This is a genomic window from Allocellulophaga tsushimaensis, from assembly GCF_055383085.1.
Genome location: NZ_AP039451.1, coordinates 3,221,386 through 3,239,579 on the forward strand (window position 1 = coordinate 3,221,386; position 18,194 = coordinate 3,239,579).

The window sequence follows — 18,194 nt, forward strand, 5'->3', positions numbered from 1 at the left end:
CATCCTAACTCAAATTAATAAAAAAACTAACTTAGTTACTAAATTTCAAAAAATATGAAAAACAAAAAAGGTTTTAAGCTTTTATGGCTTAATTCAAAACAATTAAACAAAAAAATAGGAGTATTTGTTTTTATTTTTACAGTATTATTTTCTACAAGTAACGTAACCGCCTCATCAAATATTGATGATATAATTTCAGAAAATAAAACTTCGGAACAATCCACAATTACTGGAACGGTTACAGATGAAAATGGAACACCATTGCCTGGAGCCAACGTAATAGTGAAAGGAACAACTAATGGTACACAAACAGATTTTGATGGTAATTATTCGATTACCGCTCCAAGTGATGCAACTTTAATAGTAAGTTATATTGGTTTTACAACGCTAGAAGTAGCTGTAAATGGGAGAAGCTCAATAACCATACAACTATTAGAAGATGCCTCAAAATTAGATGAAGTTGTTGTGGTTGCTTATGGAACTTCAACTAAAAAAGATTTAACTGGAGCTGTTGCTGTTATTGGCGGTGATGAACTAAATACTTTTCCAGCAACAACAGTAGATCAAGCCTTGCAAGGTAAAACTGCTGGGGTGCAGATTACCTCTAATTCAGGAGCTCCTGGATCTCCAGTTACCGTAAATATTCGTGGTGTAGGTTCTTTTGGTAGTACTACGCCATTGTATGTTGTAGATGGTTTTCCAACCCAAGATATTTCTTTTATCAATCCAACGACGATCCAATCCATTTCTATTTTAAAAGATGCTTCTGCTACTGCCTTATATGGGGTACGGGCAAGTAATGGTGTTGTTATTATACAAACCAAACAAGGGCAATCTGGAAAGGTACAGGTAGAACTTAACTCCTTTGTAGGATTTAGGACAGCTCCTAATGAAGTAGATGTATTAGGAGTTAACGATTTCGCCTCTTTTGCACTTGAATTGGCCAATAGTACTGATGATAATATTAGAGGGAATGCAATTCCTTATTCAGGATGGGAAAACCCCTCAGCTTTGAGAAATATTAACTGGCAAGACGAAATTTTTAACTCTGCCCTAAGTAGAAGTGTAACTGCTAGTGTACGTGGAGGGAGTGAAAAAATTAGAGGCTCCTTATCTTTGGGACTTTATGATGAAGAAGGAACATTATTAGGATCAGATTTTGTACGTTATGATATTGGCTTTAATGGTACTTATAATGTAACTGATAAGCTTAAAGTCAATGCCAGTATTAAATATGTTACTTCTCAAAGTTTCCAAACATTGGGATCTGGTCGTAATGCATTATTAAATCTTTATGCTACTATACCTCATTTGGCTCCTGCAGGAGAGGCTAATCTTAGAGGAGGAACAAATCCTACTAATTTTCCGGTAGATGCAAACGGTAACTTTGGTGCCTTCCCAGATGTTGGTAATGAGGCTTTTAGAGATGGTAGAAACTGGGTAGCAATAGCTACAGAAAATGACCAAGACAATATTAGAAATACCATTTTGGCAAATGCTGATGTTCAATGGGACATTTATGGTGGGCTTTCTACACAAGTAAAAATTGGTGGACGTGTAGCTAATCAAGCAGATTCATTCTTTCAGCCACAATACTACCGGAGTAACGGAAATATTGATGTAAGAGATAATGCTACATTCAGCACCAATCAATTTACCCAAAATGAATGGCTTGCTGAATACCTATTGAAGTACAACAAAACTTTTAATGAAAAGCATACTATTGATGTCTTGGCGGGGGTTTCTGCCCAGCGCGAATTTACACGTTTTGCGGGTCTTACAGGAATAGGCTTCTTAAGTAACGATTTAAGAAGTAATGCAGCAGCTGATGATATCCAAAACTCCTTTGGTGGGGCTAATAGACGAACACTTGCAAGTACCTTTGGAAGAATTAACTATAATTTTGATAGTAAATATTATGCTACAGCAAACATTCGAAGAGATGGGGTAGGTAATGTTTTTGGTCCTGAAAATATTTTTGGTATTTTTCCTTCCTTTGCGGTTGGATGGAATATTGACGAGGAATCTTTCATGGAAGATTCTAAGTTCAATGTGTTGAAATTGCGTGGAAGTTGGGGAGAAACGGGTAACTTTAGTGGTATTCCTGCATTTCAATTCGCTTCATTATTCAACAGCGGTTCTCCACTTAATGACGCTAGTTTTGCATTTGATGGCTCTAACACTAATTTAGGATTAGCGCCTACAGGACTACCAAATCCAGGACTCATCTGGGAATCTCAAGTACAAACCAACGTAGGTTTAGAAGGAGAATTGTTTGATAGTAAACTTTATTTTACGATAGATTACTATAATAGAGAATCAAGTGATTTCTTATTTCAAACAAATGTTCCACCACAAACAGGTTTTTTAACACAGGCTCAAAACGGAGGTACAGCTGTAAATAAGGGCTTTGAATTCTCTGTAGGCTATCGTGGGGAGAAAAATGATTTTGGCTGGGATATCAATGCTAATTTAACTACTGTTGATAATGAAATTACAGATTTAATTGGAGAAATTGACGAAGTAACTTTCTTTAACCAATTTTTAGACTCTTTTGATGCAGACTCGTTTTGGTTTGATGTAACTAGATCTGAACTTGGTGGTGAAGTTGGGTCTTTCTACGGATTTGTAGCCGATGGCATTTTCCAAAATCAATCGGAAATAGATGCTTTAAATACTGCTTCGCCAAACGGGGCTTACCAAGACGAAGAGACTGCTCCAGGAGATCGAAGATTTAGAGATTTGAACGGTGATGGAGAGATTACTGCAGATGATAGAATGGCTATAGGTAGTCCAGTTCCAGATTTCTATGGGAGTTTAAATTTAAATTTTAATTATAAAAATTTTGATATTGGTTTTAATTTTTATGGACAATATGGAAATGAAATATTAAATTTGGTACAAAGAGAGTTACAGAGTGCTTCTGGTTTTGGAAATAATGCTTCTTTCTCTAATGTAAGTACAGAATATTTCCAAAATCGATGGACTGGTGAAGGTACTAGTAATGTGTTTGCAAGAGCATTGATAGATGACGGAGATATCCAAAACAATAGGGCATCAAGCCACTTTGTAGAGGATGGGTCATTCCTAAGATTACGTAATTTAAATATAGGGTATACTTTACCTTCTGCAATTTCTGAAAAATTAGGTATTGGTTCACTAAGAATTTATGGTAGTGCTCAGAATCTTTTTACCATTACAAATTATTCTGGTTCCGATCCTGAAATAGGTCAGAATGCAGATATTAATGGGAACAGTAGTGTAACTACTCGTGGTATCGATAATGGTGCTTTTCCATTGTCTAAGACTTATACATTTGGTTTGAATTTTAATTTTTAATAATTGTTATGAAAAAAGTAAATTTTTTATCTGTAAGGAAAATGGCGGTATTTACCATTTTTTCGCTTGTGTTATCAGGTTGCTCTGAAGAGTTTGTTGTTGATCAAGATCAAAGCTCTATTAGTAGTGATATTGTGTTTAATTCAGACGTTACTGCTACTGCAGCCGTAACGGGGGTGTATGATGGTTTTCAAAACGATTCTCAAGGGGATCCTGGATTACCTAATGAATATAATGTAAAAGGTATTTTTGCCATGGCAAATTACCCAACCATTGATTTTCAGGTTTCAACCAGACGATCAGAAAACGATTTCTTCAATTTTGAAGTAAATCCAGATGGTGATGAAGCAACAAAGATTTGGCCTAATAATTACAGACAGATTGGAAGGGCGAATATCGCCTTGGAAGGCCTTAGAGGTGCTCTTGAATCTGGAGCTGCTTTAACAGCAGATTTAGGTAACCGTTTGGTTGGTGAAGTTTTGGTACTACGTGCTATATCCTATCAATATCTAACTGCTACTTATGGTGATGTACCCCTAGTATTAAGTTCTTCCGATGATCCTTTTAAGGGTAGAGACCCTGAAGCAATGGTTCATGAACAAATCGTTGCTGATATGGAAGAGGCTATTCCTTTATTGCCATGGTCTCAAGATCCTGAAAGAGGTCGTGTAACTAAAGGTACTGCGTATGCAGTATTGGGAAATTCTCATATGTGGCTTGGACAATATGCAGAGGCAGTAACTGCATTTGAAGCTATTGAAGGTGGAGGAGTAACTTCTTTGGAACCTAATTATTTAGATATTCATGCTTTGGCAAATCCTAATGGCGTAGAATCCTTGTTTGAATTACAATGGGCTGCCAACGGTGACTTAAGCTGGGGTAGAAATGACGAAGTTAATATTCTGCAGCTATTTTCAATGCCAACAGACATTACAGGAAGTGGTGGGTTTGCAGGAATTCCAACGCAAGAACTATGGGAATCTTTTGAGGCAGGAGATACAAGACGCGTTGCTACCGTTATAGGCCCTGGAGAGGAACATCCAGATCCATTAATTAATATTAATATGTATGATGGTGTTGACATAAATACAGTTGGAACCGTTGCAGATCCATGGACAGGTGCACCTGCAGGTGAAGCCGAAAATGATCAAAGAACAGGATACTGGGGTGTTAAAGGTTGGAGAGATCCTAGTATAGAAGGTTGGGGACGCACAATCCTTTTTGGTGGTCAAGGTCATATATGGATACGTTATGGAGAAGTTCTTTTAAGTTTGGCTGAAGCTGCCTTAAAAGATGGACAAACTGCAAAAGCGCAAGCAGCTTTGGATAGAGTAAGAGCACGTGCTTTCGCAGGAAGCGCTCCGCCTATGACTGCAACAATGGAAAATATATTACAAGAATATAGACATGAATTGGCGGGTGAATTCTCTTTATGGCCTGTAATACGAAGATCAGGAATGGCACGCGAATTTCTTATGGCAAACTATGGTATTAATCTGCCTGAGGGGCTCGATTTATTTCCTTTGCCAAATGCCGTTTTAGGAACAAACCCTAATCTTACACCCAACCCAGGGAATTAATAAATTTGTTTGAGTTAGTTAAGAAGGGGGCTTTGAATAATTTGTTCGAAAGCTCCCTTCTTTTTATTTAATTTTAGATGATGAAAAGTAGTTATTTCATAGTATTAGTACTATTTATTCTTATTTCTTGTAATGAGAATAATAAAAAGCAGTTCAGTCTAATTTCTTCAGAAAACACAAATGTTTTTTTCTCTAATACTATTAAAGAAACAGATAGTTTAAATTATTTTAACTACCCATATATGTATATGGGAGGAGGTGTTTCTGCTGGAGATATAAATAATGACGGTCTTGTAGATTTATTTTTTACAGCTAATATGAAACCCAATTCTTTATACCTTAATAAAGGAGATTTTAAGTTTCAAGACATTACCAATAAGGCCAATATAGCTGGTGATGATAGGTGGTTTACTGGAACTACTATGGTAGATATAAATAATGATGGCTTTTTAGATATTTATGTAGGTGTTTCTGGTAAAGGAGAAAATAGAAATAACCTTTTATACATTAATAATGGGGATTTAACTTTTACAGAAAAAGCAGTTGAATATGGTATAAATAATAACGGACATACAACACAGAGTACTTTTTTTGATTATGACAATGATGGTGATTTAGACCTCTATGTAGCAAATTATCCGCCAACACCTTTTAAAAGTCCAGTGTCTTTATACTACCGAAAATCTAAAAACCCTAAAATTGAAGAGTCAGATATTTTGTATAAGAATAATGGAGATGGAACATTTACAGATGTAACTATAGAATCTGGTATTTTAAATTTTGGATTATCCCTCAGTGCAACAAATGGAGATTTTAACAATGATGGGTGGCAAGATATTTATGTCTCTAACGATTTTGATTCTGCTGATTACTTATACATTAATAACCAAGATGGTACATTTAAAGAAATTGCTAAAGAAGCTGTAAACCATACATCTCAGTATGGTATGGGTGTAGATATCGCCGATTATAACAATGATATTTTACTCGATATTGCTCAAGTGGATATGACACCTGAGGATAATAGAAGATCTAAAGCAAATATGTCTAGTATGAACCCAATTGGTTTTACAAAAATGGTAAAAGCTGGATTAAATTATCAATATATGCAGAATAGTCTTCAATTAAACAGAGGAAATGATGATAAAGGAAATCCTATTTTTAGTGAAGTTTCTAGAATAGCAGGAATCTCAACTACAGATTGGAGTTGGTCTATTCTTTTCTCAGATCTTGACAACGATGGTTGGAAAGATGTTACGATTTCTAATGGAACTAGAAGAGATATTAATAACAGAGATTATTTCATTGAATTAAAATCTAGAAACCATTTTGGAGGAGTAAAATTAACAGCAGAAGAAATAGATAAGATACCATCAGAAAAAATATCAAATTATATTTTTAAGAATATGGGTAATTATACATTTAAAAATATGGTTGCCGAATGGGGTTGGGAAGAAAAAACATTTTCTAACGGCTCTACGTATGCAGATTTAGATAATGATGGTGACTTAGATTTTATAATTAATAATATTGATCAAGAAGCATCAATTTATAAAAATAATAACCTAGATCATAATAACTATTTACAAGTTAGTTTAAATGGTCCGGAAAATAATAAAAACGGTCTTGGAGCCAAAGTTTATATTACAACTAAAAATGAACTAAAACAATTTAGTGAGTTAACTTTAACAAGAGGTTTTCAATCTTCTGTGGCACCAAAGTTACATTTTGGATTGGGAAAAGAGAAAAAAGTAAGTGTTAAAGTAGTTTGGCCTAACGGAAGTATTTCAAAAATAGAAGATGTTAACAGTAACCAAAATTTAGTTGTTGATTATTCTACTTCTAAAGCTCAAGAATCATTATTAGCAAAAAATAATTTCGTATTTGGAACTGTAATATTGGACTCAATTGATGTTGATTTTAAGCATATTGAGAATGTATATGATGATTATAGAAAAGAGCCTTTGTTGCCACACAAAATGTCAATGCAGGGTTCTGGAGTTGCAGTTGCAGATATAAATGGAGATGGTTTAGAAGATTTTTATATGGGTGGAGCTTTAGGACAAGCAGGAGCATTATTTATTCAAAATAAACAGGGGAAATTTAATAGGACTAATGATAGTATTTGGGAAGTAGATAAAAATAAAGAAGATATGAGTGCTTTATTTTTTGATGCTGATAACGACGGAGATAAAGATTTATATGTGGTAAGTGGAGGAAATGAATTGATTGGTAATGATTTATCAAATTTTAAAGATCGTCTTTATATTAATAATGGAGAAGGTAATTTTGCAAAGAGCGAAAATAGTATACCAAATATAACAACCAGTGGTTCTAGAGCTGTAGCAGGTGATTATGATGCAGATGGAGATTTAGATCTTTTTATTGGAGGAAAATTGGTTGCAGGTCAATATCCGTGGCCTACAAAAAGCTATATTTTAAATAATGAAAATGGTGTCTTCAAAGATGTTACTACTCAAATAGCACCAGATTTTGAAAATATTGGAATGATAAATGATGCAGTATGGACAGATTTTGATACTAATGGAACCTTAGATTTAATAGTAGTAGGAGAATGGACTCCAATTCTATTTTACAGTAATGTAGGAGGGAGTTTTAAGAATGTAAGCCAGAATACAGGTTTAAATAATACTAGCGGTTGGTGGTCAGGCATAACTCAAGATGATTTTGATAATGATGGTGATATGGATTATGTGGTAGGTAATTTGGGTTTAAATTATAAATATCAGGCAACAAAAGATGAGCCTTTTGAAGTATATGCGGACGATTTTGATAATAATGACGCAAAAGATATTGTTTTAAGTTATTATAACTTTGGTAAACTATTCCCTGTAAGAGGCAAATCATGTTCTTCTCAACAAATACCGTCATTAAAGAAAAAATTTGATAATTATAATTCATTTTCTGTAGCAGACGTTACCGAAGTATATGGAGAGGACAAATTAAAAAATGCGGAAATACATTATAAAGCAGAGACATTTGCAAGTAGTTATATTGAGAATTTAGGGAATGGAAAATTTAAACTTACTAGCTTGCCTAAAGAAGTTCAGTTTTCATCAGTAAATAAAATTATTTCTCAAGATATAGATCAAGATGGTTTTAAGGATATTCTCACCGGAGGTAATTTATATGTTTCTGAAATTGAAACACCAAGAAACGATTCTAGTATTGGTGCATATTTAAAAGGAGATGGCAAGGGTAACTTTACTGCAATATCTAGTAATGTTAGTGGCTTAGTAATGAGAGGAGATGTTAAAGACCTCTCTTCAATAATGATTAATGGAGCTAGATTCTTTATTGCTGTAAAGAACAATGACTACCCTCAATTTATTAAATTAAACTAATTTTTCAATATTCATAAACTTGATATAGAATAGGATTGACAAATGAATAAAACGCTGTCATATAATGATTTTTATGCTATTTATTCAAAAATAAAGAGAACCATAAATACGATAGCCATAAATATTATACAACATATATTTTCTCTCTAAAAAGCTTATTTTCCATTACTAATATGACAAGAATTTTATATGGTATTCTTAACTTTTAGTAGATTTTAATAAGGCTCATAAAGTTAAATCTTTTTAACTTCATGAGCTTTATCTTGTTTTATTTTTCAAAGTGACCCCTTTGTTGATTAGTCTTTTTTAGTTTTGTTGAATTTTAGGTTGATATCCTTTTTTGAATAGTTTCACAAAAACAAATTAAATGTTCATCTACTGGTCTTTTAAGAGCTGTTGTTGGTCGATAAATTTCTATTCTCAGTTTAGATTTTAAATACATTAGGTGGTTATAGAGGTGTGCATGTCAACTAAAATATGTAAATTTTAAAATTGTTATAGTATGCTATGAAAAAACTTATTTTTTTGATATGCTTAGTAGTGGTTCTTTTTTCCTGTCAGCAAAAAGAATTGGTGCATTTAACGGATTATGTAGACCCCATGATAGGAACAGATGCCCATGGTCATACATTTCCTGGTGCAACAACTCCATTTGGAATGGTACAGTTAAGTCCGTCTAACGATTTTAAATCTTGGGATTGGTGCTCGGGTTATCATTATTCAGATTCTATTATTAAGGGTTTTGCACATAATCATATTAGTGGTGCAGGGCTCTCAGGCTTAGGCGATGTTCTTGTGATACCAACCATAGGTAAAAAAACAACAAAATCTGGTTCTGAAGCATTGGTAGACGCTAGCTATCGTTCTCGTTTTTCGCATCAAACCGAAAAAACAAGAGCTGGCTATTATGCTGTTACTTTAGAGGATTACGATATTGATGTGGAACTCACTGCAACCAAAAGAGTTGGTTTACATAAATATACCTTCAATAGGGCGGGTGTAGCCGATATTGTGATAGACCCAACGCATGGCGTTATGGAACGTGCTGCAGAAACTGCAATAGAAGTGATTTCTACTACTGAAATAAGAGGTTTTAAGCGAGTTGATATGGGTGATGATAAGAGTCGCTATGCGTATTTTAGTGTTCAATTTTCAAAACCTTTTGAAACAGCTACACTTACGGATAAAGATATCCCAATAGCAGCAGATCATTTAACTGCAGCTAAAGCAAAATGCTATGTAAGCTTCAATGTAAAAGAGGGTGAGCAAATTGAACTTTCGGTAAGCTTATCAGCTATAGATTACGATGGTGTTTATAAAAATTTTAAGGCAGAAGCGCTGGGGAAATCCTTTGATGCTGTTTTAGAAGAAGCAACACAAGCATGGAATACGGTTTTAAATAAAATAGTAATTAGTGAGGCGAGTTCTGAGGCTAAAAAAAGAACCTTTTATACCGCCATGTATCATTCTTTTATTTCACCTAATACCATTTCGGATGTAGATGGCAGGTATGCTGTTGAAGGGAAAACATATACCTCAGAAGACATACAGTACAGTAACTATTCCACTTGGGATACCTATAGGGCTTTACACCCTTTATTAGCTATTGTAACCCAAAAAGAAACGGCTGAAATGGTAAATAGTTTAATTTCTAGAGATACCCAAGCGGAGGTGGGACAGCCTGTATGGGAACTCATAGGCTATGATAATGCCTGTATGATTGGCTATACCACATCTTCAGTAATAGGAGATGCGGTGTTAAAAAATATTGAAGGGATTGATCACGAAACTGCTTTTAAAAGCATGTACAATGCGGCCTTTGATTTAACGAAACACAGTGCGGTTTATGATGTTAGCGGATTAGAAGATTATATCAATTACGGCTATGTAACAGCAGAAACTGGTAGTTCGGTATCTAAGACAACTGAATACAATTATCACGATTATGTAATTTCTAAAGTTGCTAAAAAACTAGGAAAAACTAAGGAAGCAGATGAATTTTACCAAAGAAGTTTAGGCTACAGAGCTTTGTTTAATACCGATAATGGCTTTCTGTATCCCAAGTATAGTAATGGTAACATACGTGCATTAGATGTAACAAAATGGGATGATCTAATTCCTAATTATGTTTCCGGAAATATTTGGGCCTATTCTGCATACACACCACATGATATGGCTGGAGTAATACAGATGCATGGAGGAAAAGAAAAATATGCAGATTGGTTAGACAAGGTTTTTTCGGATACTGTAGCCATAGGAGGAGCACAACATGTTGATATTTCTGGGTTTATTGGTAAATATGGTCATGGAGATGAGCCAGGACACCAAATGCCCTACTTGTATAATTATGTTGGAGAACCTTGGAAAGGGCAAAAGTTAATTAACGAAGTAGTCACTACGATGTATTCGGATCAACCAGACGGATTAATTAATAATGAGGATTTAGGGCAAATGTCTGCCTGGTATGTTTTTAGTACCCTAGGTTTTTACCCAGTAGCCCCGGCAAGTCTTAACTACCAATTAGGTGCACCCTACTTTGAAAGTGCAACGATTAATTTAGAGAATGGTAATACTTTTACTGTAAAAGCGAATAACTTATCAGATGATAATTTTTATGTGCAAGATGTTCAACTGAATGGAAAATCGTACAATAAAACTTATATTACGTATACAGATATTCTAAAAGGAGGCACTTTAAAATTTACCATGGGAAATACACCTAATCCACATTGGGGAAATGCTGAAGAAAGTACTTCTATAGGAGCAATTTCTAAAGAAAAACCAGAAATAGTGGTAAAAGCAACCGCTTCGCCTTATGATACCAATCCCTCTTTCTTTTTCTCTAATGCACATAGGGCTACATTGCAAACCAATACTGAAGGAGCAGAAATTTTTTATACTACAGATGGTTCTACACCAAGCATAGCCTCTGCTAAATACCAACATCCTATATCTATAAAAAAGAACTGTGTGTTAAAAGCAATTGCAGTAAAAAAAGGTTTACATGTGAGTAAAACATACGAAAAACCACTTTTTAAAAGTATTTTTCCGGTATTAGAAGAGGGCTATCCTAAAATAAAAATGCATAATTGGTCAGATCCCAACTACGGGAAAGAAGATGGAAGTTTATTTTTTGATGAAATTACTGGATCAAGTAGCTATGGTGATGGTAAATGGTCTGCCTTAAAAGAAGCGTTTGAGGTTGATATTAATTTAGGACAAAAACAAGCTATACAAAAAGTATCTGTAGGGGTTTTAACAGATGTTGCATCTTGGATTTTTCCTGCAAAGTCCATTCAGATCTATGGAGGGGGTACAACAGAAAATCTAGGACTTATTGGAGAAATAAACATCCCTAAAGCAACTCGTTTTCCTAAAGAAGTAAATCGTCATATCATTCCAATTAAAAAAGGAAGCTATAAGTATTTAAAAGTAAAAATAAATCCTTTTGGTGTTGCCCCGGAATGGCATGCAGCCTCTGGGCAAAAAGTATGGTTATTTGTAGATGAAATTATGGTGTACTAAAATAAATATAAAAAACAGCATGTCCTCAACTTGATTGGGATCTCGAGAACAATTTTATAACTAAGATAAATAATCAAGCATATCGGTTTTAGCTATAATATAATTTTTAAAAAACAGAAAGCCATTAAAATAGATTGATAAGAAAATAATCAACCATTAAATAACGATAATAGTATGACTGATGAAAATGTTATTGTACCTAAAAAGTTACTAATTCCTTTTATTTTAGTAACTTCTTTATTTGCACTTTGGGGTTTTGCAAATGCCGTTACAGACCCTATGGTAACCGCTTTTAAAAAAGTATTGGAGTTGTCTAATGCTCAAGCTTCATGGGTACAAATGGCCTTTTACGGAGGGTATTTTTCTATGGCTTTACCAGCAGCATTATTTATTAGAAAATACTCATACAAAACAGCCATATTAATTGGGCTTGCTTTATATTCTGGTGGTGCATTATTATTTTTTCCTGCCGCAACAAACGAAGAATTTTGGGTATTTTGTGTAGCATTATATATCTTAACATTTGGTCTTGCCTTTTTAGAAACTGCAGCTAATCCTTATATATTAGCTATGGGATCTAAAAAGACAGCAACACAAAGATTAAACTTAGCGCAAGCATTTAATCCAGTAGGTTTGCTAGCAGGTTTGTTGGTGGCTAAATATTTTGTGTTAAAGAAACTTGAATCAGATGATATTGAAAATTTCGCAAAATTAGACTTGGCAAAAAAAGCCTTGATTAAAACATCAGACTTACTTGTCATTAGAAATCCGTATGTAACTTTAGGGATCGTTATTTTAGTATTTATAGTTTTAATAGTAATAGTAAAAATGCCGAAATTTAAAGATGAAGGTAGTATTCCTAGTTTAGGAAAAACATTTTCTAATCTGTTTAAAAATAGCAATTATGTGTTTGGTGTTTTGTCGCAAGCCTTGTATGTTGGTGCGCAAATTATGTGTTGGACTTACATTTATCAGTACGCAGAAGGTATTGGTATGGTGAGTGAGATAGCTGTGAATTATCAGATTATGGCAATTGTTCTGTTTTTATTAGGAAGGTGGATTGGTACTGCGCTGTTACGATACATTAACTCGGGTAAATTATTAATGTTATTTTGTGTTTTAGCCGCTTTAAGTGCAGCAGGTACTATTATTATAGAAGGATTGGTAGGTTTGTATTGTTTGGTTGCTATTTCGTTCTTTATGTCTTTAATGTTCCCAACAATATATGGAATTGCATTAAATGGTTTAGGAGGAGAAGAGTCTAAAATAGGAGCTGCAGGATTGGTTATGGCAATTGTAGGTGGCGCATTAATGCCCCAATGGCAAGGAATGATTATGGATATAGGTGGTAAAAAAGTGAATGACACTACAATATTAGGTGTATCTGAGGTTAATTTCTCTTTTATACTACCATTCATATGCTTTATATTAATTGCCTTATATGGTAATAAAGCAAGTAAAGTAGAAGCGGGATAAAAATCTAGATCACACTAAAGGGTATTGGTTTGTAGCTTAAAAAATTAATCCTTTAAAGTACTATTGCTAAAAATGGTGCTTTTTACAGTATTTAAATAACTTCTGCCAATGGTATACCGGATCCCCGCAATTTCTATACTATTGCCTTCAACAACTTCTACTTTATCAATAGCTATGGTATAAGAACGGTGTATTCTAATAAACTTATCAGAAGGTAAATTGTCTGTAAAACTAGTCAGTGTTTGGTGTACAATATGCTTATGGGTATGCGTATTAATTCTGATGTAATCTTTTAAACTTTCAATAAATAAAATTTCATCCAGATATACTTTTGCCATTTTCTTTTTATCAACTTTCACAAATATAGAAGCTCTTTCGTTATGCGTAATGGCTTTACCTTTTATTTGATTACTCATTTTAAAGGCTTTATTTATCGCCATAATAAACCGATGAAAAGGGATAGGCTTTACTAAATAATCTAAAACTTCTAATTCATAGCTTTCTACAGCAAATTCTTCATGTGCAGTGGTAATAATGGTAAGGGGTTTTTTATCTAAGCTTCTTAAAAGATTTAAACCATCTAATAAAGGCATATTAATATCTAAAAACAGTAAGTCTATGGTGTTATTTCTGATATAATCAATGCTTTCTACCGCATTACTAAAGGAATTTAACAATTCTAATTCTTTGGTTTCTTCTATATAGCTTTTAATTACATTAATTGCTAACGGTTCATCATCTACTATAACACATTTTAAACTCATTATACTTTAATTTTAAGGTTTACAACATATTCCCTACCATCATTATTAATCTTAAGATTATATTCATCTTCACTATACCCTAATGCTAGTCTTTTTTTTACATTTCCTATACCAATACCACCTTGAGTTGTTTTTATAGCATTATTATTTTTTTCTGTAGCAATGGGGTTCGAAACTCTAAAGTGAAGAAAATCATTAATAACCTTAAAATCAACATTAATAGTTACCTCCCCAATACTCTTATTAGCACCGTGTTTAAAGGAGTTTTCTATGAAAGAAAGTAATAACATTGGAGCAATATTTTTGTCTTCTATATCTCCCGAAATATTCATATTTATTTTTAATTTATCTCCATATCTAATGCGTTCTAAATCCAGATAATTTTGGAGACAAATGATTTCTTTTGTCAAACTTTGTCTTTTTTGTTTTGTTTCATATAACAAATAGCGCATCAATTCTGATAATTTGAGAATGATTTTTGGCGCTTTCTCAGATTTTTCAATGGTCAGCGAATAAATGTTATTTAAGGTGTTAAAGAAAAAATGGGGAGAGACTTGTGTTCTTAATAAGCGCAATTCGGTTTCTAATTGCAGCTTTTCCATATCAATAAGTCTTTTATGTTCCCTAATCCAATCAAAAGTTATTTTTATTGCTGAAGCAAATGCAACAACATACAATTCACCTAACATCATTTCTATAGCATAATTTAAAGTAAGTGTAGTTGTGGCCTGTGGCCCTTCTGGCCACACATTGTTACTCACTAAATAGTAGGTTAAATTAAATTTTAAGATCACCATAAAAAACAGACACGCAATAAGCGCTATGCCATAAAACACATATTTACGAGTATAAATAAATTTTGGCATTAAAAAATAGATGTTAAAATAAGCCAAAGTCATATGAATAGAAAATCCTAAAAGTGTTGTTTTAAAAGCGTATTCGTAGTCATTAAAATAACTACCCCATCTAAAGGTGGTAAAGAGAAAATAAATAGCCCAAAATATAATATGATGTCGAATTCTAATTTTAAAATTAGCATCAGAAATTAGAATACTTTCTTTTATTCTTTGGAACATAAAACTGTTTGCTTTTTATGGCGTTTAGCTTTCGATTATTGTTGTTGGTCTAAAAATATTTCGATCACCATTAAATTTATAAATATTTATAATCAGTAAAAAAATTAGTATAACAAATATAGAAAAAAAATACACTGTAAACTCTTTTTTAAAAAATTAATTTAATATAATTAATTGATAATCAAGTATTTATGTTTTGTTTAAATTGCAGTCAAATTTGTAATATTACTTTAAATAAGAGTTAATGAATTTAGCAACAATAGATATTGTTATTATTTTAGCTTATCTGCTAATTACAGTTCTTTTTGGACTCTATGTATCCAAAAAAGCTTCAAAAAATTTAGAATCTTATTTTCTTGGGAGTAACCAAATTCCATGGTATTATTTAGGTTTATCCAATGCATCTGGTATGTTTGATATATCTGGAACCATGTGGTTGGTTACAGCAATGTTCGTTTACGGTGTAAAAAGTGCATGGTTGCCTTGGTCCTGGCCTGTATGGAACCAAGTATTTGTATTCGTTTTTCTAGCGGCGTGGATTAGAAAATCTAATGTAATGACAGGGGCACAATGGATTAGTTATCGTTTTGGGAAAAGCTATGGTGCTAAGTTATCACATATCATTGTTACTGTATTTGCCATCATAAGCACCTTAGGCTTTATGGCTTATTTTTTTGAGGGGATCGGGAAGTTTATCGTGATCTTTTTTCCATGGGATTTATCCTTTACTATAGGCGGTTTGTCTGTTTTATCGGAACAATCCTATGCTTTGATCATTATTGGGCTAACCACTATTTATACACTTAAGGGGGGTATGTATAGTGTAGTGGCAACAGAAGTGTTGCAATTTGTAATCATGACGATTTCATGTTTAGTGATTGGTTACATAGCCTATAATGGTCTTACTTTTGATGCAATAGACGCTGCGGTACCAGAAAATTGGAAGAATTTATCTTTTGGAACAAAATTAGATATCGATTGGACAGGATATATAGATAGCGTAAATACAAAAATAGAAAAAGACGGATTCTCTCTTTTCGGTTTTTTGTTCATGATGATGATTTTTAAAGGCATATTTGCCAGTCTAGCGGGTCCAGTTCCTGGCTACGATATGCAACGTATTTTGTCTTCTAAAAATGAAGTTGATGCTTCTAAAATGAGTGCTTTAACTGTAGTAGTACTTCTTATACCAAGGTATTTAATGATAGCTGGTTTTGCAGTATTATGCCTAGTTTATATGGGACCAGAACTACAAGCAATGGGTTCAGGTTTTGACTTTGAAACCATACTTCCAGAGGCAATACAGCGTTTTGTTCCTATTGGGATAAAAGGAATACTCTTAGCAGGTTTATTGGCAGCCTTTATGGGAACTTTTGCTGCTTTCGTAAATTCTGCGCCAGCCTATATTGTAAATGATATTTATAAAAAATATATCAATCCAAATGCCTCAAATAAAATATATATAAGATATAGTTATATCGCTTCTATATCACTGGTTGTTATTGGTGTTATGGGAGGCTTTTTTGCTTCTTCTATTAATGCATTAACCCTATGGTTAACCTTTGGTTTGTATGGTGGCTATGCAGCAGCAAATGTATTGAAGTGGATTTGGTGGCGATTTAATTCTTATGGTTATTTTGGAGGTATGTTGGCAGGTCTTATTGGGGCAACTCTATTGCCAGAAATATTTCCAGAAATTTCTTCTATTTTTCTATTTCCATACATTTTACTAATTTCATTTATAGGTTGTATTGTTGGTGTTTATGCAACAAAACCTGATGATATAGAAGTTTTGAAACACTTTTATAAAACAACAAAACCTTGGGGGTTTTGGAAACCAATTATCAAAGAAATTCAAGAAGAAGATGAAACATTTATTCCAAATAGATCTTTTAAAATAGATATGTTTAATTGCCTTATTGGTATAATTTGGCAAATGACTTTTGTGCTTATCCCGATGTACTTAATCATTAGAGAGTATACTAGTTTGTTTGTTACTTTGGGAGTTATGATAATAACTTCAATAATTTTAAAGAAAACTTGGTATGATAAATTAGGCGCAGAAAAAGTTAATTTAGCTGTTATACAAAAAATAAAAGATAATGATGAAGATACCTTGGCAAGAGAGGCCAAAAAAGTCTCTTGATGTAGTTTGGAGATACACAAACAATCCAATTATAAAAAGAGATGCCATTCCATCATCAAATAGTATATTTAATAGTGCTGTAGTACCATATAAAGAAGGCTTTGCAGGTGTTTTTCGTTGTGATAATAAAGCGGTACAAATGAATATTTTTGCTGGTTTTAGTGATGACGGAATCAATTGGAAAATTAATGAAAATCCCATAGCATTTATAGCTAATGATCTTGAGCAAGTTCTTGGAGATTATAAATATGATCCAAGAGTTGTATTTTTAGAAGATCGCTATTGGATTACGTGGTGCGAAGGTCATAATGGACCTACGATAGGTATAGGATACACTTTTGATTTTATTGAATTTTTTCAGTGTGAAAGTGCTTTTTTACCATTCAATAGAAATGGTGTACTACTCCCGCAAAAAATAAAAGGCAGGTATGCTATGATGAGTAGGCCAAGCGATAATGGCCATACACCTTTTGGAGATATTTATATGAGTTATAGCCCAGATATGAAATACTGGGGAGAACATAGGCATATGATGTCTCCTACAGCTTTTAAAGATAGTGCTTGGCAATGTACAAAAGTAGGAGCAGGATCTGTACCTTTTTTAACCAAAGCTGGTTGGTTGATGTTTTATCATGGAGTTATAAACACCTGTAATGGATTTAGATATGCCATGGGGTCAGCTCTATTAGATGAAGAAAATCCACATATTGTAAATTATAGAACGCAACCTTATTTATTAACACCGTCAGAACCTTATGAGCAAATTGGAGATGTACCAAATGTAATTTTTCCTTGCGCTACATTACAAGATGTAGCAGAAGATAAAGTTACGATCTTTTATGGTGCAGCAGATACTGTTGTGGCTATAGCTTTTGGTTATATTAGTGAAATTATAGCTTTCACAAAAAAAAATAGCGTTTAAC

Annotated in this window: 9 protein-coding genes; 7 read left to right on the forward strand and 2 right to left on the reverse strand. The window is 33.4% G+C overall.

The window, feature by feature from the left end:
- The first annotated feature begins 54 nt into the window (after positions 1–54).
- The 5 genes from ACZ451_RS14070 to fucP all read left to right on the forward strand — a co-directional run bounded on the left by ACZ451_RS14070 (position 55) and on the right by fucP (position 13,285).
- Positions 55–3,339, forward strand: a complete 3,285-nt coding sequence (locus ACZ451_RS14070) for a SusC/RagA family TonB-linked outer membrane protein (protein ID WP_464213464.1) — start codon at positions 55–57, stop codon at positions 3,337–3,339.
- An 8-nt stretch (positions 3,340–3,347) separates the two neighbouring features.
- On the forward strand, positions 3,348–4,919 hold the full coding sequence (locus ACZ451_RS14075; protein WP_464213466.1) for a RagB/SusD family nutrient uptake outer membrane protein: 1,572 nt from the start codon (positions 3,348–3,350) through the stop codon (positions 4,917–4,919).
- An 80-nt stretch (positions 4,920–4,999) separates the two neighbouring features.
- Positions 5,000–8,284: a VCBS repeat-containing protein gene (locus ACZ451_RS14080; RefSeq protein ID WP_464213468.1), complete on the forward strand. Its 3,285-nt coding sequence runs from the start codon at positions 5,000–5,002 to the stop codon at positions 8,282–8,284.
- Between the two features lie 507 nt (positions 8,285–8,791).
- A complete protein-coding gene (locus ACZ451_RS14085) occupies positions 8,792–11,809 on the forward strand; it encodes a GH92 family glycosyl hydrolase (protein WP_464213470.1) in 3,018 nt (1,005 codons plus the stop codon).
- A gap of 174 nt (positions 11,810–11,983) precedes the next feature.
- Positions 11,984–13,285 (forward strand): L-fucose:H+ symporter permease, encoded by a 1,302-nt coding sequence (fucP, locus tag ACZ451_RS14090; protein WP_464213472.1) that lies wholly within the window; start codon positions 11,984–11,986, stop codon positions 13,283–13,285.
- Positions 13,286–13,329: 44 nt separating this feature from the next.
- Here fucP and ACZ451_RS14095 read toward each other — a convergent pair whose 3' ends face one another.
- Complete coding sequence (locus ACZ451_RS14095; protein ID WP_464213474.1) at positions 13,330–14,049, reverse strand: LytR/AlgR family response regulator transcription factor; 720 nt, start codon at positions 14,047–14,049, stop codon at positions 13,330–13,332.
- On the reverse strand, positions 14,049–15,125 hold the full coding sequence (locus tag ACZ451_RS14100; protein ID WP_464213476.1) for a sensor histidine kinase: 1,077 nt from the start codon (positions 15,123–15,125) through the stop codon (positions 14,049–14,051). The genes ACZ451_RS14095 and ACZ451_RS14100 overlap by 1 nt, the downstream gene beginning before the upstream one ends.
- 244 nt (positions 15,126–15,369) lie before the next feature.
- Between ACZ451_RS14100 and ACZ451_RS14105 the strand changes: the two genes are divergently transcribed.
- The gene (locus tag ACZ451_RS14105) at positions 15,370–17,271 is read left to right on the forward strand and encodes a sodium:solute symporter family protein (protein ID WP_464213478.1); all 1,902 of its coding nucleotides are present in this window, start codon (positions 15,370–15,372) and stop codon (positions 17,269–17,271) included.
- A complete protein-coding gene (locus ACZ451_RS14110; protein WP_464213480.1) occupies positions 17,228–18,193 on the forward strand; it encodes a glycoside hydrolase family 130 protein in 966 nt (321 codons plus the stop codon). Before ACZ451_RS14105 ends, ACZ451_RS14110 begins: the two co-directional genes overlap by 44 nt.
- Position 18,194 lies beyond the last annotated feature (1 nt).